This is a genomic window from Paenisporosarcina sp. P5_A11 (assembly GCF_056400705.1).
Map to the genome: position 1 here is coordinate 91,357 of NZ_JBFUKT010000001.1, position 15,484 is coordinate 106,840.

The 15,484-nt window shown below is 37.0% G+C and carries 17 protein-coding genes and 1 riboswitch; of the genes, 5 read left to right on the forward strand and 12 right to left on the reverse strand.

The window, feature by feature from the left end; all coding sequences use genetic code 11:
• Positions 1-34: 34 nt before the first annotated feature.
• Positions 35-212: riboswitch (Lysine riboswitch) on the forward strand.
• 112 nt (positions 213-324) lie between these two features.
• Entirely contained in the window at positions 325-1,719 is a 1,395-nt protein-coding gene (locus tag AC1DOS_RS00485; protein ID WP_477535983.1) for an amino acid permease, read from the forward strand.
• Positions 1,720-2,064: 345 nt separating this feature from the next.
• On the opposite strand, the gene AC1DOS_RS00490 is transcribed toward AC1DOS_RS00485, so the two are convergent.
• The 3 genes from AC1DOS_RS00490 to AC1DOS_RS00500 all read right to left on the reverse strand — a co-directional run bounded on the left by AC1DOS_RS00490 (position 2,065) and on the right by AC1DOS_RS00500 (position 3,990).
• Positions 2,065-2,241, reverse strand: a complete 177-nt coding sequence (locus AC1DOS_RS00490; protein ID WP_477535984.1) for a YjcZ family sporulation protein — start codon at positions 2,239-2,241, stop codon at positions 2,065-2,067.
• Between the two features lie 650 nt (positions 2,242-2,891).
• Positions 2,892-3,611: a YebC/PmpR family DNA-binding transcriptional regulator gene (locus AC1DOS_RS00495; RefSeq protein WP_477535985.1), complete on the reverse strand. Its 720-nt coding sequence runs from the start codon at positions 3,609-3,611 to the stop codon at positions 2,892-2,894.
• Between the two features lie 208 nt (positions 3,612-3,819).
• Positions 3,820-3,990: a hypothetical protein gene (locus AC1DOS_RS00500; RefSeq protein WP_199224072.1), complete on the reverse strand. Its 171-nt coding sequence runs from the start codon at positions 3,988-3,990 to the stop codon at positions 3,820-3,822.
• A gap of 458 nt (positions 3,991-4,448) precedes the next feature.
• On the opposite strand from AC1DOS_RS00500, the gene AC1DOS_RS00505 reads away from it, so the two are divergent.
• Entirely contained in the window at positions 4,449-6,113 is a 1,665-nt protein-coding gene (locus AC1DOS_RS00505; RefSeq protein WP_477535986.1) for a formate--tetrahydrofolate ligase, read from the forward strand.
• 59 nt (positions 6,114-6,172) lie between these two features.
• Here the strand turns inward: AC1DOS_RS00505 and AC1DOS_RS00510 are convergent, their stop codons facing one another.
• The 3 genes from AC1DOS_RS00510 to AC1DOS_RS00520 all read right to left on the reverse strand — a co-directional run bounded on the left by AC1DOS_RS00510 (position 6,173) and on the right by AC1DOS_RS00520 (position 9,675).
• Positions 6,173-7,564, reverse strand: coding sequence for a bifunctional metallophosphatase/5'-nucleotidase (locus AC1DOS_RS00510; RefSeq protein ID WP_477535987.1), 1,392 nt, complete (start codon positions 7,562-7,564; stop codon positions 6,173-6,175).
• Positions 7,565-7,739: 175 nt separating this feature from the next.
• Complete coding sequence (dacB, locus tag AC1DOS_RS00515) at positions 7,740-9,233, reverse strand: D-alanyl-D-alanine carboxypeptidase/D-alanyl-D-alanine endopeptidase (RefSeq protein ID WP_477535988.1); 1,494 nt, start codon at positions 9,231-9,233, stop codon at positions 7,740-7,742.
• A 115-nt stretch (positions 9,234-9,348) separates the two neighbouring features.
• Complete coding sequence (locus tag AC1DOS_RS00520) at positions 9,349-9,675, reverse strand: hypothetical protein (RefSeq protein WP_477535989.1); 327 nt, start codon at positions 9,673-9,675, stop codon at positions 9,349-9,351.
• 176 nt (positions 9,676-9,851) lie between these two features.
• Here AC1DOS_RS00520 and AC1DOS_RS00525 point away from each other — a divergent pair, with 176 nt between their 5' ends.
• The 3 genes from AC1DOS_RS00525 (at position 9,852) to AC1DOS_RS00535 (ending at position 11,554) form a co-directional block, all read left to right on the forward strand.
• Complete coding sequence (locus AC1DOS_RS00525; RefSeq protein ID WP_477535990.1) at positions 9,852-10,667, forward strand: DUF2785 domain-containing protein; 816 nt, start codon at positions 9,852-9,854, stop codon at positions 10,665-10,667.
• 59 nt (positions 10,668-10,726) lie between these two features.
• Positions 10,727-11,104 carry a DUF5412 family protein gene (locus AC1DOS_RS00530; RefSeq protein WP_477535991.1) on the forward strand — a complete coding sequence of 126 codons (378 nt, stop codon included), beginning with the start codon at positions 10,727-10,729 and terminating at the stop codon, positions 11,102-11,104.
• A gap of 216 nt (positions 11,105-11,320) precedes the next feature.
• Positions 11,321-11,554 (forward strand): hypothetical protein, encoded by a 234-nt coding sequence (locus tag AC1DOS_RS00535; RefSeq protein WP_477535992.1) that lies wholly within the window; start codon positions 11,321-11,323, stop codon positions 11,552-11,554.
• Between the two features lie 64 nt (positions 11,555-11,618).
• On the opposite strand, the gene AC1DOS_RS00540 is transcribed toward AC1DOS_RS00535, so the two are convergent.
• The 6 genes from AC1DOS_RS00540 to AC1DOS_RS00565 all read right to left on the reverse strand — a co-directional run bounded on the left by AC1DOS_RS00540 (position 11,619) and on the right by AC1DOS_RS00565 (position 15,317).
• Positions 11,619-12,395: a ZIP family metal transporter gene (locus tag AC1DOS_RS00540; protein ID WP_477535993.1), complete on the reverse strand. Its 777-nt coding sequence runs from the start codon at positions 12,393-12,395 to the stop codon at positions 11,619-11,621.
• A 70-nt stretch (positions 12,396-12,465) separates the two neighbouring features.
• A complete protein-coding gene (locus AC1DOS_RS00545; RefSeq protein ID WP_477535994.1) occupies positions 12,466-13,020 on the reverse strand; it encodes a hypothetical protein in 555 nt (184 codons plus the stop codon).
• Positions 13,021-13,189: 169 nt separating this feature from the next.
• The gene (locus AC1DOS_RS00550; protein ID WP_108585647.1) at positions 13,190-13,540 is read right to left on the reverse strand and encodes a PilZ domain-containing protein; all 351 of its coding nucleotides are present in this window, start codon (positions 13,538-13,540) and stop codon (positions 13,190-13,192) included.
• 26 nt (positions 13,541-13,566) lie between these two features.
• Positions 13,567-14,004 (reverse strand): YaaR family protein, encoded by a 438-nt coding sequence (locus tag AC1DOS_RS00555; protein WP_108585648.1) that lies wholly within the window; start codon positions 14,002-14,004, stop codon positions 13,567-13,569.
• 15 nt (positions 14,005-14,019) lie between these two features.
• Positions 14,020-14,514: a DUF6115 domain-containing protein gene (locus tag AC1DOS_RS00560; protein ID WP_477535995.1), complete on the reverse strand. Its 495-nt coding sequence runs from the start codon at positions 14,512-14,514 to the stop codon at positions 14,020-14,022.
• Positions 14,515-14,543: 29 nt separating this feature from the next.
• Entirely contained in the window at positions 14,544-15,317 is a 774-nt protein-coding gene (locus tag AC1DOS_RS00565; protein WP_477535996.1) for a FliA/WhiG family RNA polymerase sigma factor, read from the reverse strand.
• Between the last annotated feature and the right edge of the window lie 167 nt (positions 15,318-15,484).

Genomic DNA, 15,484 nt, shown 5'->3' on the forward strand with positions numbered 1-15,484 from the left:
ATACAGTTGAATAAATATATTCCTCATCAGCTCAAGATGAGGTAGAGGTCGCAATAAATATGAATAGTTTGAAGGAGAGTCAGAGAACTTGCTGATATCAAACGAAAGGATTTATTGCCGAAGTACTATAACACTCTGGTTATGGGAGCTGGGACTGTATCCGAAAGGGGCAGGACTGTCATAGTGAGTCACTATGTTGAACTATCTTTTGACTGATCCGGTTTTTGCACACCGTTTCTGAGTGTGCTTTTTTTATACTCTTTTTGACAAGACATGTAATTTCTTATTTTGAGTCAATCGAGTTTCGATAGAGAGGAAAATACGATGAATACAAATAAAAAACTTGGTTTATGGATATTAACTGCGTTAGTAGTTGGAAATATGGTGGGCTCCGGTATTTTTATGCTGCCTCGTACATTAAGCGAAGTTGCAAGCCCTGCTGGCGTTATATCGGCTTGGTTAGTCACAGGTTTCGGTGTACTAATGATTGCTCTTGTGTTTGGTAATTTGGCAATAAGAAAACCTAATCTAACCGGGGGTCCTCAAATTTATGCGAAGGAATTATTTAAGTCTGGTAGTAATGCTTCCACAATGTCAGGATTTATGTCTACTTGGGGATATTGGTTTGGGAATGTTGCTGGTAATATCGCCATCATCACAACTTTTGCAGGTTATTTAACTACGTTCTTCCCTATATTAGTAAATCAGGCTGAACTGTTTACAATTGGATCTTTCACATTAAGAGTAGGAAATGCATTAACCTTTACAGTTTGTACACTCCTTCTTTGGGGTGTTCATTTTATTATATTAAATGGTCTTGAAAATGCTGGTAAGATAAATTTCGTTGCCACAGCAACAAAAGTAATTGGTTTCATCTTATTTATTGTGATTGGTTTATTTGCATTCCAAAAAGCAAATATTCTTCCTTTTGTAGCACCAAGATACGATGAATTAGGACATTCAGTCAGTCTGTTTGGGCAAGTGAATAGTGCCGCAGTAGCCACTCTTTGGGCATTTCTTGGCATTGAATCTGCCATTGTTTTTGCTTCACGAGCTAAAAAATCAATTGACGTTAAGCGCGCAACAACGATTGGACTGCTAATCGCACTTGCCCTTTATATGGGTATCAGCACATTAGTTTTAGGTATGTTAAACCATGATGCTTTAATTGCTTCTGATAAACCGCTAATTGATGCTATTTCAACTGTGTTGGGACCAGTAGGCGGGGAAATTMTTGCAGCAATTGGATTGATTAGTTTATTTGGTTCAACAATCGGTTGGGTCATGCTAAGTGCTGAAATTCCTTATCAAGCAGCTAAACAAGGGTTATTCCTCCCTTCATTCGCAAAAGTAAATAAAAAAGGAATTCCTGTCCTTTCATTGATAATCACGAATTTAATTGGACAAGTGTTCATTTTCTCCACGATTTCGAATACGATTGCTTCAGCTTTTGATTTCATTATTATTGTAGCTACACTATCTTATTTAGTTCCTTATTTCATTTCCTCTGCATTCCAGTTAAAGCTTGTCTTTACTGGGGAAACATATACAAATGTCAGAAGTAGAATTACAGATGGGATTATCGGTGCTCTTGCTACTGCTTACTCCATCTGGGTGATTTATGCAGGAACTGCGGATATCAAAACATTTACATTTGGAGTCCTTTTACTCGCAAGCGGGATTTTATTTTATAAACAAGTAAAAAAAGCTAACATTTAATACGCAAACACCCACTTCATTATGTAGATGAAGTGGGTGTTTTAATGTCATGAGATTTAGACCTTCAATCATAATCATACATCGTGTCTTGCAATGAGCCATCTTTCGTAGAACATACACACAAAACAACCTCTCAATAATTTTGCAACAGAAATAGTGTTTTGTTCAACCTTGAACGCCATAATGACTACCTGGAAGCATATTGCGGTTAGCGATAGTTCAGATATAAAATCACAATAAAAAAGAGTGCCGTCTAAGGCACTCTTTACTCAATTTGGATAATGTTTAGGGGAATTTCAAGATATTCATCACTTATACGTGCGTAAATATCTTGTAACTACTTACTTAGCATCTCTTATGGTTAAAAGTTGCTCCGATAATGATCAATAAGATGAAAAGAACTACAATTAATGCAAAAGTGCTACCTCTACGAGGGCAGCATTCCTCGTGCTGACCACCACCACATGGTGCAAAACCCCCACAAGCGCCGTAACCGCCACCGTAACCGCCATAATAATCCATGATAAAGTCCCCCTTTCCTTCAATGATTATTATTATCTTATGTAATTTATAAAGAGGGACCTAGGGATTTCGCGGAGTTTTTAATATAACAAAAGAAATGAAAGTAAAGTAAGAGCATTTCGTAAAGATGCTAATAGCGGTAATGGTTTACAGGGATGCTTCACATGTTATGTTAAAATTAGTGACCACAAATTGACATAGCCCAGATTTTATGTAATAATAATCTAGTTAACAAATAGCAATTAAGATTTGAAATTCTGGCATCTACTCGATGTTTTTGATTAAACTTATTCACACTGGCGCGACTAAAGGGTCGCAAGGACGTAAAAGAAGGTAGGGTTTACGTTGCTTAAGGAAGACAACCAGTGGACAAATGACCGCGGCACGGAAAGAACGGAACACTTTCTTAGGAAATTATTCCCCGAATATTCGGGATGAAAAATATCATTCAAAGCTTTATATGTTATCTTGTCTATCAAAGGGGCATGTCCAATCGGGCATGTCCCTTTTTCAATTTTCACAAGAAAAGTGGAGCGGACTGATCTGTGGAGCTGGACAACGCTTTTTCGTGATTAGAACTGTTTCTTTTATTTTTCTTAGTATGTAAAAACAAAAAAATCCAACAACCATTTACGGTGTTGGATTTCTCTTCATTCGCCTAAATCAACATTATGATAAACTTGTTGAACATCTTCTAAATCTTCTAATGCATCAATCATTTTCTCGAATTGAATTTGAGCATCCGCATCAAGAGGAATGTCGTTTTGCGCAAGCATCGTCAGTTCAGCTACAGTAAAGTCTGTAATTCCTATGGTTTTAAATGCTTCTTGAACTGCATGGAACTGATCTGGTTCAGCATAAACAATGACTGATTCTTCTTCTTCTAAAACATCACGTACATCGACGTCCGCTTCGACTAAAAGTTCGAATATTTCATCTGCCGTTTTTCCATCAATCCCAATAACAGCCGTTGCATCAAACATGTAAGCCACAGATCCGCTGACACCCATGTTTCCACCGTTTTTACCAAATGCAGCACGTACATCTGAAGCTGTACGATTGACGTTATTTGTCAGCGCATCAACGATAACCATTGAGCCATTTGGTCCGAAGCCTTCATAACGTAGTTCATCATAACTTTCTTCTGATCCGCCTTTTGCTTTTTCAATGGCACGATCGACAATTGCTTTTGGCACACTATATGTTTTTGCGCGTTCTAAAACAATTTTTAATGCTCGGTTAGACTCTGGATCTGGTTCACCTTGTTTTGCAGCTACATATATTTCGCGTCCAAACTTAGCATAGATTCGACTTGTATTTGAATCTTTTGAAGCTTTCTTTTCTTTAATATTATTCCACTTACGTCCCATTTCGATTCACTCTCTTCCCGGTGTGTCTATCTAAATAATGATAATTTCATACCGTATACTTTACGCTTGCTCACTGTTGCATTATACACCAAGAGCTTAATAATTTTCGAGTGAAATCCCAAAAAAGACTTCTGTTTTATCCTAATAATGCTAGTTGAATATGAACTCATAAAAAAAGACTAACTCATCTGAGATAGTCCATTGATCATTAGAGACCTTCTGTATTAATGCGGGGTTGCGTCACCACAGTCTCTGTATTTTCATTTTTCTCTTCTGAAACATCGTTTGATGAAAGTTTAACATTTTTTGTTTCATTATCCTTACGAGTAATGGTTTTATCATCATGATTGTGTTTGTCTTTATTTTTATTATCGGGCATGCATATTCCTCCTTCGAATCATTTATAGAATGTGGTTTGGTTTAGGTATACCCGGAATTCACTTTTATCACACGCTTCAAGCGCTTGAATGCTTATTTTTGTTGTTTCGGTTAAGATATATCATTCAATTCTAGATAGCTGGGTGTCCCTTGCGAAATAAAAAGACGAATTATTTTTATTAAACATAATTAAATCGTTCGACTTTTAACTAAAAATTCACTTGAATCTATGAATTTTGTAAGTTAGTATTGTCAAATAGAGAATTAGGAAGGTCATTCTGTGAATTCCTATAAACACATCATAATAGGAAAAGGAGTAGATTATGAAAACTAAAAATAGATGGTTGTTAAATCATAAGCGAAGTTGAATTTACTCTGTAGTTAGTTCATGATTGCGATATAAGAAAAGCAGGATCAATTAATATTTCCATAAAAGGAAAAAGGAAAGTTGGAGAATTCATGTCGTTTACAGACTTATCCATTGCTACGAATGCAACGATGTTACCGATACAGGAAATTGCTGATAAAGCAGGAATACCACAAAAGGCACTTGAATTATACGGAAATTATAAAGCCAAGATTGACGTCCATTCTCTGCCACCAGTAACCACTCAAGGCCAAGTCGTCTTAGTTACAGCCATCAGTCCAACACCTGCTGGTGAAGGAAAGTCGACGGTTACGGTAGGACTTGCTGACGCATTTAATCAACTACATGAGTCTGTCATCGTCGCAATGCGTGAACCATCGCTAGGACCTGTTATGGGAATGAAAGGAGGAGCAACTGGCGGCGGATTCGCACAAGTATTGCCGATGGAAGACATCAATCTTCATTTCACCGGAGATATACATGCCATCACATCAGCAAATAATGCATTATCCGCGCTTATCGATAATCATTTACATCAAGGTAATGCACTAAATCTAGATCCAAGAAGAATTGCGTGGAAACGAGTTCTTGATATGAATGACCGTGCATTAAGACAAGTAACTATAGGTTTAGGTGGTCCACTACAAGGGGTTCCTAGACAAGATGGATTTGATATCACCGTGGCCTCTGAAATTATGGCAGTCTTATGCTTGGCAACCAGCCTCGAAGATTTGAAAGAGCGCCTTGCTCAAATGGTCATTGCTTATACATATGATAAAGAACCCGTAACTGTACGACAATTAGGTGTTGAAGGTGCTCTCACATTGCTATTAAAAGATGCATTCAAGCCGAACTTGGTGCAAACCATTGAAGGTACTCCTGCAATCATTCACGGTGGTCCTTTTGCGAATATTGCCCATGGCTGTAATTCTTTGATGGCAACAAATACCGCTAGAAGACTGGCAGATATCGTCATAACGGAAGCTGGGTTTGGGGCAGATTTAGGTGCTGAGAAATTCATGCACATCAAATCAAGAAAAGGTAACTTCCACCCAGATGCCGTAGTCATTGTTGCGACCGTACGTGCCCTCAAGATGCATGGGGATGTTGAGAAGAATCAACTTACACAACCAAATGCTGATGCCGTGAAACGCGGGATGTCGAACTTAGCAAAACACGTAGATACGATTCGTCAATTTGGTATTGAACCAGTCGTTGCATTAAACCGTTTTACAGCAGATGCACAAGATGAGTTACAAGAAGTTATGAATTGGGCTAAATCACAAAGTGTTCAGATTGCATTGACCAATGTATGGGAGCAAGGTGGTAAAGGTGGACTTGAATTAGCTAAGCTTGTTAAAGAAGAATTAGCTAAACCGAAAAACTTTACTATGCTTTATGATGAAACCGATTCGGTCGAAGAAAAACTTCGAATTATTGTTCAACAAGTGTATGGTGGATCTGACATTCAGTTAACAGATAGTGCCAAGAAAAAGCTAGTAGAACTAAAAAAATATGGCTGGGATGCATTGCCAATTTGTATGGCCAAAACTCAATATTCTCTTTCTGATCAACCTTCCCTTCATGGGCGTCCTGAAGGGTTTACCATTACCATCCGGGACATTATCCCGAAACTCGGTGCTGGCTTCTTAGTCTGTCTAACGGGTGACATCATGACCATGCCAGGTTTACCAAAACAACCTGCCGCATTGAATATGGATGTTGACTCAGATGGTAACGCGGTCGGATTATTTTAATTTAAATTACCTTCGTTTATGAACAAAACCGGTACGGGAGATCTCCCGCACCGGTTTTTCTATACGTTCATTTTAGTTTTCTGTTTCCATCGGTTATCCATCGCACGCTCCACAAAATCTGTTTGGTTACCATATTGACGGATGACGTCTTTGATTTCTTCTGCTTGGTATTGATCGTTGCGGTTGTTCGCAAGTGATGCATAGCCTGAACCGCGCTGTAAATAATCAGAGCTTGCTACTGAATACCAAACATCATCTTCCATCGGTTGTCCTCCAATGGTGACCACTTCGATTACTTTGCCGTTATGTACGATATCAGCACCGGAAATATGAAGTCTTCCCACGAATTTCCCTCTGAATCCAGGACCTCTGCCATCTGCCAAACAAACTTGGACATCCAGTGATTGCTCAAGAGCTAATTTGATGTCTTTTCCTTTCACTTCAAACGACGTTGGATTTAAAGGAGATGGACAGATTTCAATTAGCTTTTTATTGGAAATATCGTTAAAGACACCCGCATTGACAATACCACTGTTAATAAGACCAATATCGCACTGCAACATGTCTTTTACCCCGTCCGCAATTAGGTTAGTCAATGGATTTTCCTCAAGCACATCATGCCAAAGAGGATGACTGATTGTATAGAGGGGCTTGCTCAACGTTTCAATAGCTATTTCTTTATTATCCTTAAGAATAGCCAGTACACGCTCATCTTCCTTCCCGTGTTCGGTAGAAAGAGTGGCCGAATGAAGCAATTCTATGTGTCTATTCGGATTCACTTCTAATTCCACAACTCCTAAATATTCTCCGTACTTCCCTGCACTGTTCATAATTGTGCCATTGACGATTTTTGCTTCTTTGTAAAGTTGGTGATCGTGTGCAGAAAGGATAACATCTATTTGGGGCATATCTTTCGCTAGGTCTTCGTCGGCTACAGTTCCGATATGGCTAAGCAAAATACACAAATCGTACTTACCTTCATTTCGTTCAATCTCATTCGCAATCGCAACCTGATAAGGATGCACATGAATCCCTAGACCTTCATTGAACACACCCATATCTGGTGAAGAGCCCGTAATCAGTATACGCAATCCATTTTTATTGATAATTGTACTCGTAACTACTCCCTTGATGTTGCTTAATTCTTTTCTCACTAAGTTGTTGCTAATGAACGGGACAGAACTGTGGGTTGCCATATGTTCAAGCGTATCCATGCCATTGAACATTTCATTGTTCCCTATAGTCAATGCATTGTATCCCACTTCTTCCAGCAGTTCAATTGCCGTTATTCCTCTCGTACCTTGCAATTCGATGCTTTTAAAGTCAGCGAAATCTCCGCCATCTAGAATTAATGTATTGTCATCTTTATGCTGCGCAATCAATGTCGCAATTTTTGAAAAATTTTCAAAATTACTATGTATGTCATTAGTATGTAAAATTTTTAGTTTCATAATGTCCCCCAGCTATTTTTTTCTATCTATTTCATACATTCGAAAAAAATCCCTAAATTCCTGCATAAATATCCAAATTTATCTAAATAAAAATTAGACTGCCCTTGCTCCAATGAAATTTGGGGCTGTGGCAATCTAACTTAGAATTTCTGTTAATTTTTCTTTTCGAAATACGTTAAGGAGTTTTTTTCGAATTCGCAATAGCTGTTGCTAGACGATCGATAACAGGAACCGTGCTGGACTTAGTATTCTGAGTTTGGACAGAGAAAACTAACAACTCTCCATCTCTAGTTTTCACATAGCCAGCTAGTGCACTAACATTGTCTAGACTACCCGTTTTCGCCATCACATTTCCTTTTGCTGGAGCCGTTTTCATTCTTAGACGTAATGTACCACCCACGAATCGTTCATATCCACCGGCAATTGGAAGTCCTTTTAAAAATACACCATACCATGGTTCAGATCTTACGTGATGGAGTAATTGAGTCATTTGACTAGAGGGTACTTTGTTAGCATGTGACATACCAGCAGCGTCTTCGAACACCCATTGGTTGACATCCAAACCAACGGAACCCGCATACTCTCTCATTACTTTAAGACCAGCATCCCAGCTACCTTCTCCGTATTTTACTTTACCCATTTCTTTCGCTAAAACTTCTGCATGCGTATTGTTGCTTAGTTTCAAAAACGGAATCATTAAATCTTTTAACGGCATTGATTTTTTCGAGAGTAACACACGTGCATTATTAGGTGTTTTCCCTGAAACAACTTTAGATGTAGAGACAAATGTAATTCCTTTAGAAGCTAAAGATTTTTTAAACACATCTAATGCATAAGCGGTCGGGTTGGCTACGGCAATCCACTCTTTCTTTCCAGCAGATCCAATAGGCGCATTACCCGTAATTATGACTTTATTAGTTCCGTATTCACGTTTAATCTTCAATGTATTTGAATATCCTTTTGGAACTGTTTTTGATTGATTGACGATACGGACTACACTTGTTGCTGGTGTTAACGTAATTTTTGCAACTCGACCATTGATTGAAGGTTTGGCATCAACAATTAAGGACCCTGCATCGTAGTCCGTGTTCGGTGAAAGACTTAAAGCAGAAATTCGAGCTGCATAGTAATAGGATTCATCTTCTTTCGCAATTCCAGCTGACAGTCGATCAGCGTCAAACCATGTATCATCACCAATAATGTGGCCAGAAAGTCGTTTCACTCCTCTAATGACCAACATATTGGCAAAATGATCAAAATCTTTTTTTAGTAGAGTAGGATCCCCTTTTCCCCGAAGATACAGATTTCCATACAAGGTTCCTTTTGAAACATTTCCGTTAGTTAACACATCTGTAGAAAAACGATAATTCTCTCCCAATGTTTCCAATGCCGCAGAGGCCGTGAGGATTTTTAATGAAGAAGCTGGAGTAATGCCTTTATCACCATTTTTTTGATAGACGATTTCCCCTGTTAACGCTTTTCGAATCGTTACACTAGTAGATGCACTGGTCATTCTACTATCAGACATGACGCTATTAATCGATTTTTGTAAGCTTATATAAGGAGAATCTGCATGAACTGTTGAAGTTTCTGGAACTGTTGTTAATGTCGTTCCACTAAACATGATAATAGTAGCTAGACCAATTAAAAATTTTCGTTGAATTTTCACTTTTACCTCCAAATTTTTTAATAAGATATTACTAGTTTAGCATTAAATTGTCAGATAATGCCGTCTTTCTTGGTCTACGATAGTCCTTCTATGTAATATTTACGCCATCAATCCTTCAATCAGGCAATCTCTTTTCAAATCGTATATATGAATATAGTCGATAACCTAAAGAGATTAATGCTAATAAGCCTATAAACCTGGTGAGCCCATCTAAAAAGATGATTACGAATGTCCCTATGATTGCTGAAAGTATTACTGTAATATTGCCAGCTATTCCGTTAATCGGATTATTGGAAACAAAGAACGTGCGCAAACCTTTTAAATCTTTTGCAAAACAATCTTCATGATAAGGTACTACTTGAAACATAAAAGTGGTCGTGACTAAATCACCAGTAAACTTAATTTCTCTTCCGCATTTTTCACAGTACACCCCTTGGCTCATTCACTTCTCTCCAGTCTATTAAGTAATTTTATCATGTGGTAATATTATCATATATGCGTATTTTTTGTAAAAAAATAAATGGGCACACTTCGAGTATTTTGGACATTTAGACTTCAATAATTCAACTTAAGATTCTTTCTTAAATAAGGTAGAGTTAGACAAAAAGGAGAAATAATATGGAAAACTTAAAAACAACATTAACTAGTATAATCACTGGGGAAGTAACTCATATATCAATACATATTCTTGATGAAATGATTGAAAATATTGGCACGACCGACCCTGTCGTAAGAGATCAACTTATTTTTAGTGCATTTTGTAAACTGATATTCGAAGATCGTTTAGAAAAAGAGCAGTTGGAATATATATTGAACTCTCTATTAAAAAATCGTTCCTTGTTTTTCGATATAGAAAATTCAACGACAGATTCTGTCTTTACGCGCTCATTTACGTCTCTCTTCTTTGCGGCAATTTTAGAATATGATGTAACCAAACAAATACTCGATGAAGACATCATCCTTCAAGTCATCAATGCTTCAAATGACTATATGATGAAAGAACAGGACTTGAGAGGCTATGTTCAAGATAAAGGATGGGCACATTCCGTCGCCCATGGAGCTGATTTATTGGAATCACTAATCAAACATCCATTGTCAACAGAAGCAGATGCACGAAAAGTACTCAAACATATTGCTCGATTCCTCACTATTGCAGTCGGTTATCAAGACGATGAAGAAGAACGATTAGCTCGTGCATTTGTCACTTTAGCCACTCACCATTTAACTGATGAAATTATTTCGGATTGGCTTTATTCGCTTGATCGCTCTCTTAGAGAAAAAAGGGCAAACGCTAATGGAGAATTGCAACCATACTATGCTCAACTTGCTTTTAAGAATTTTTTGAAATCAGCTTTCTTTTTGTTTGAGAAGCAGCTGGACAGTAAACCTTTGCAACATACTACCAAACAAATTGTCTGTAAACTTATCCATTAACAAATTCCTGAAACCATTTCCTTTTCCCATCGTTTATTAAGGACAGAGGAGTGAGGTTTATGTGGTCGAAGACATTTTTGAAAGGCATAGGTTATTTTGTTTTGCTTATCGGGTTCCTTCTATTCAGCCTGTTCATGATTATCAATTATTTATTTTTCAATATAAACCGTGTCCCTGAAGGTGAACTGCTAGCTGAGGAACTCTCCCCCACCGGAGAGTACACGGTCCTGACTTATGTAAGCAATGCACACTCCACGGTTGCACCTGCAGTTAGAGGCGAAGTAATCTACCATGAAAAGAATAGAGAAAAAAGGAACCTGTATTGGGCTTATAGGATGGAAGAAGGCGAAATCGATTGGATCACTGAACATATTGTATCCATAAATGGAATGGAACTTGATGTTCGCAGTGACACGTATGACTTTAGAAAAGACTGAGGACTTATAGTTAAAGTATCTTTTCAAGTACAGATCACTTAACCCTCTAATTCAATTGTGTGTAAATGTTCCTGATTGTTCAGGAACCTAATAATTCGTGAGTCCCCTCTTGTAGCAATCGGCTATGTCATCTATAGCTTTTCGACCACTTACTTGATGGCAAGTATCGGTTTTTTCATTCTCGCTTGTTTTCTTTCTCTGGCAAACACAGGGTTCATGACATTTATACAAGAGAATATTCCGATTGACATGATGGGGAGAATATCGAGCTTATATGGGATGATTGCTCATGCGATTCAACTATTAGTTGTATTGATTATGGGGCTAGCTGCACAATGGTTTTCGGTGCAAGAAGTTGTAATCATTGGGTCCGTTCTCATGTTGGTCGTTGCGTTCTTACTAATAGTCACAGTTATCCGCCTAACCCGTTCTAAAATAGCTTTTGATTGAAACCTTTCTATATAAAGTCCCCCGCTAAACTCTTCATATTAACGGGGGACTTATTTTGTATAAGTTAAATAAAAGCGAAATATACTCCAATTACACAAATACCAAAGAGTGCAAGAAAGAAAACTTTCGTTGAAGTAGAGTCTTTAATCGAGTCAGTCAGAATTTCTTTTACTGTCACCATATAGATCATCCCAATAGATAAACTGATGAAAATCGACCAGAAAATCGGATTATCGATGCCTAAAAAATTTCCAAAATATGCACCAACCCCTATTGGTAAGGCTACGATAAGCGAAAGAAAGATCAATGTCCAGATGCCAAGACCCGCGATAAATAAAGGAGTAAATACGATAATTCCTTCAGGAACGTTATGAAGAAATATTGTTTGAAGGATGGAAAAGCTTAAAGTGGAGTCTTGATTAGAACCTAACGTGATTCCTATTGGAAGGTTATGAAGTGAAATACTTAACATTAGCATCGCCCCAGTGTATAAGGGATTACGCTTTTCTTTATTTTCTGGAAGTACCCTTTGAATCATAAACGATTTATGTATGACCTTAAATAAAGTAACGCCTATTAAAAATCCCAAAATAAAAGTAAACCAATTGCCTAACTCGATTGCTTCAGGAGCAATTTCAAAACTTATTAATCCAAGAATTAAACCTGCGCAAATACTGTAAACAGTATCGATTCGCTTCTGAAATCCTTTTAAAATCCAGGCAATAATCCCCCCGATACTAAAACCTAACGCTGTACATAAATACCCAACCACCCATATAGAAGAAATGTTTACCACCCTTATGATATTTGTTTCTATGTTTATATGGGTTTTTGTCTGCATTTATGAAAACTACCGTAGATGCCGAAACCAAGCGAAAAAAAAGGGCTTCCCAAAATAGGGTTACCTTCTGTTAATATTCATCATAAGGCACTTCGAGTTTCATCACCTTTTGGTAAATTTCACTTTTCACCTTTCCATCTACTATTCCGGATCCAATAAAACTGAAAGTATAACCATCTTTAAACTCGAAAATATAGTTTTCTTCGCGATTTGTTTTTTCGTCGTACATTTCGTGTGTCACTTTCGCAAGGTCTTCCCACTGGTATTCAACCTTAGAACCCAAGATCGGATTATTTTTGATAAAGTCCTTATGGAGATATACGTAGTTTTGAACACCTAAGCTGAAAATGGTGATGAAGCCAACTACCGCCATGAACCCTAGCAACATATTTAACATTTTGGATTTTGAAAAATACATTGCACATAGAAAAACGATCACAACTGCAAAAGCTAAACCATACATCATCATACTTGTACCTTTCGGAATAAAGACAACTTTATCAGGAGTATCCGATAGTGTAACAGAAACAATCATGGGTGTCAGCATGATAACAAAAGGGGCTATTATTAATAAAAGTAAGGAAAAAATCCAAAATTTACTTTTATCTTCCGTGTAATCCATCATATCTCTCCTCTTTAAGTTTCTGATTTTAATGTAATAGATCATCTTATACTTGTAAATTATCACCTGTTTATACTATACTTTTCCTCTTATTAAAAAAGCACCAATTAAGATAAATTCATCTTAATTGGTGCTTTTCAATGTCCTTCTCCAAGCGAAGTGGTTGATCTAACTAATCAACCAACATTCCTCTTCGTTGGCGAATTTGGTAAGCATTTAATTGCTTAAATAGTTGTGAAGATTTTTCCTTATCCACTACAAAATCAATTCCGTATTCAATTTCATCCGTTTTTCTAGACTTGCGAATAATAGAACCATCCATTGTAAAAGGGATATCTAAAATCTCAAAACGACATTCTACTTTAGCAAGTAGCGAAATCTCGATTGATGAAGAAAATCCTAAGCCTTTCACACTAAGGTTATCAATACTTAGGAACATTGACTCTCCTCCATGTACTAAAAGCTGTCCACTTAACGATCTCTCAAAATTCACTCGAAAAAATTCACGACGATTTTCGCTCATTACGTTTCCCCCATTTACATCACTAATTACATATATATATTAATTAGCATCCCTTTGATTTCTCCAACCATCTGAAGAATGTCAATACCTTCCTTTTCATTATTTAACACTTCCTCGTGAAGTTCAATAAGTTTTTGATCAATTACTTCAACTAATTGATGATTTTTCATACCACCACTAGGGCTAAAGCTTTGTTTATCGGATAATTGCAAACCATAACTCAATGATTCTCCTATGAATTGCTTTACTAAATTCTTATAATCAACGAGATTTTCTATTGTTTTTTGTTTCGTAAGCTTCTGTCCTTGTGCATCCACACGAGTCATTAATTGATTTAAAGATTCCAGCTGCAATTTTGACTGAGATTTTTTTATTACTGCAGAAAAAGACTCCGTGTATTTATTTTCTACAGCACTTTTATTAAGCCTGTCGCTTGGAAATTTTGTTTGCCCTTCAATACGCAAATGAAGCACCTCATTTTACTTATTATAGCTTTGCTTTTTGATCAACATATTTATGACAAGTTCTACTTCTCCTTGATCAATCTTTAGTACTTTTGTTATTTGTGTGGGTGAAAAACCTTGTTTATATAATTTTGATATTTTTTCGTTTTCTAGTTCTTTCTCATTCGAATAAAAGTCATTTGTCTGTTCCTCATCGCCTTGGTTATCAATCGTATGTACATTGGTAGGTGCTATCATCAAGCTAGTATCTAGTTGTTCTTCTAATAGTCGAATTCTCTCGTCAAGCTTACTCTCTTTCACTTTGATATAATCAACGAGTTTATGATAGAGTTCATCATTTTCTTTTTCTATGCTAGTTACAAACTCCTCCATACTTTGATGAATGGCTTCCGTATCCTGTAACATTTGTGTCCTTTTTTGTTTAAACTGAGTCAAAACGATAAATGACCTGATATTCACTAAAATCACTAAAATAACTAATCCAATTAGTAACCAATCCAAGGGTATCACCTTAACCTTCTGAACCTTATTCAAAAAACCTAATAATTTTCATGTATAGATAGAACAGATGCACGTAATCGCAACATTGCCTTCGAATGCAGCTGAGAAACTCGAGAAACACTTACATTTAGAACTTCTGCAATTTCAGTTAATTTTAATTCCTCGAAATAACACAAAGAAATCGTTATTTTCTCTTTTTCTGGCAAGCGCTCAATAGCTTTTGATAGAGATTCTTTAGTCATTTGTTCGGTTAAATATCGTTCTGGAGATCCAGAATTATCATTAACCATATTATATTTTCCAACTTGATTATGTTCATCATAAGTGGTTTCATCAATTGAAGTCATTGTAGATAAAGCAGCTTCTGATACTGTTTTGTTCAGCTCGACTTTAGTAATCCCTAGATATTCACTAACTTCCTCATCCGAAACTGAATAATTATTTTTCTGTTCTAAAACAGCATAAGCTTTTTCGATTTTCTTCACTTTTTCCCTTACAGAACGAGGTAACCAATCACTGTGCCTAAGACCATCAATAATTGCTCCTTTAATTCTCCATGAAGCATATGTCTCAAACATTAAGTCTCGCTCAATATTGAATTTATCAAATGCATCAAGCAGCCCTTCATATGCGAGACTACGTATGTCATCCTTTTCAACCGTTCTAGGTAAACTGATCATAAACCGTTGTACAACAAAGTCAACCAAAGGAAGATAGCGCTCTACTAGATATTCTCCCGCTTGTGGATCACGCTGTTTTTGCCAATTTTCCCAGTAATAAAGTTCTTCTTTTGACAATTTATTGTTCAACATGAGTTTCACCACCACTTCTAAGATTGCAAGAAAAGTGCATAGCGCCTTTCTGACCCCTATATAGAGATCTTAGGCTGGCGCTTGCTAGACATAGGTACGAGAGACGTGTATTACTCAATTTTTGCTGTGAAAACATACTGTTGTTTTTCGTACATTTGCGCTTTCGT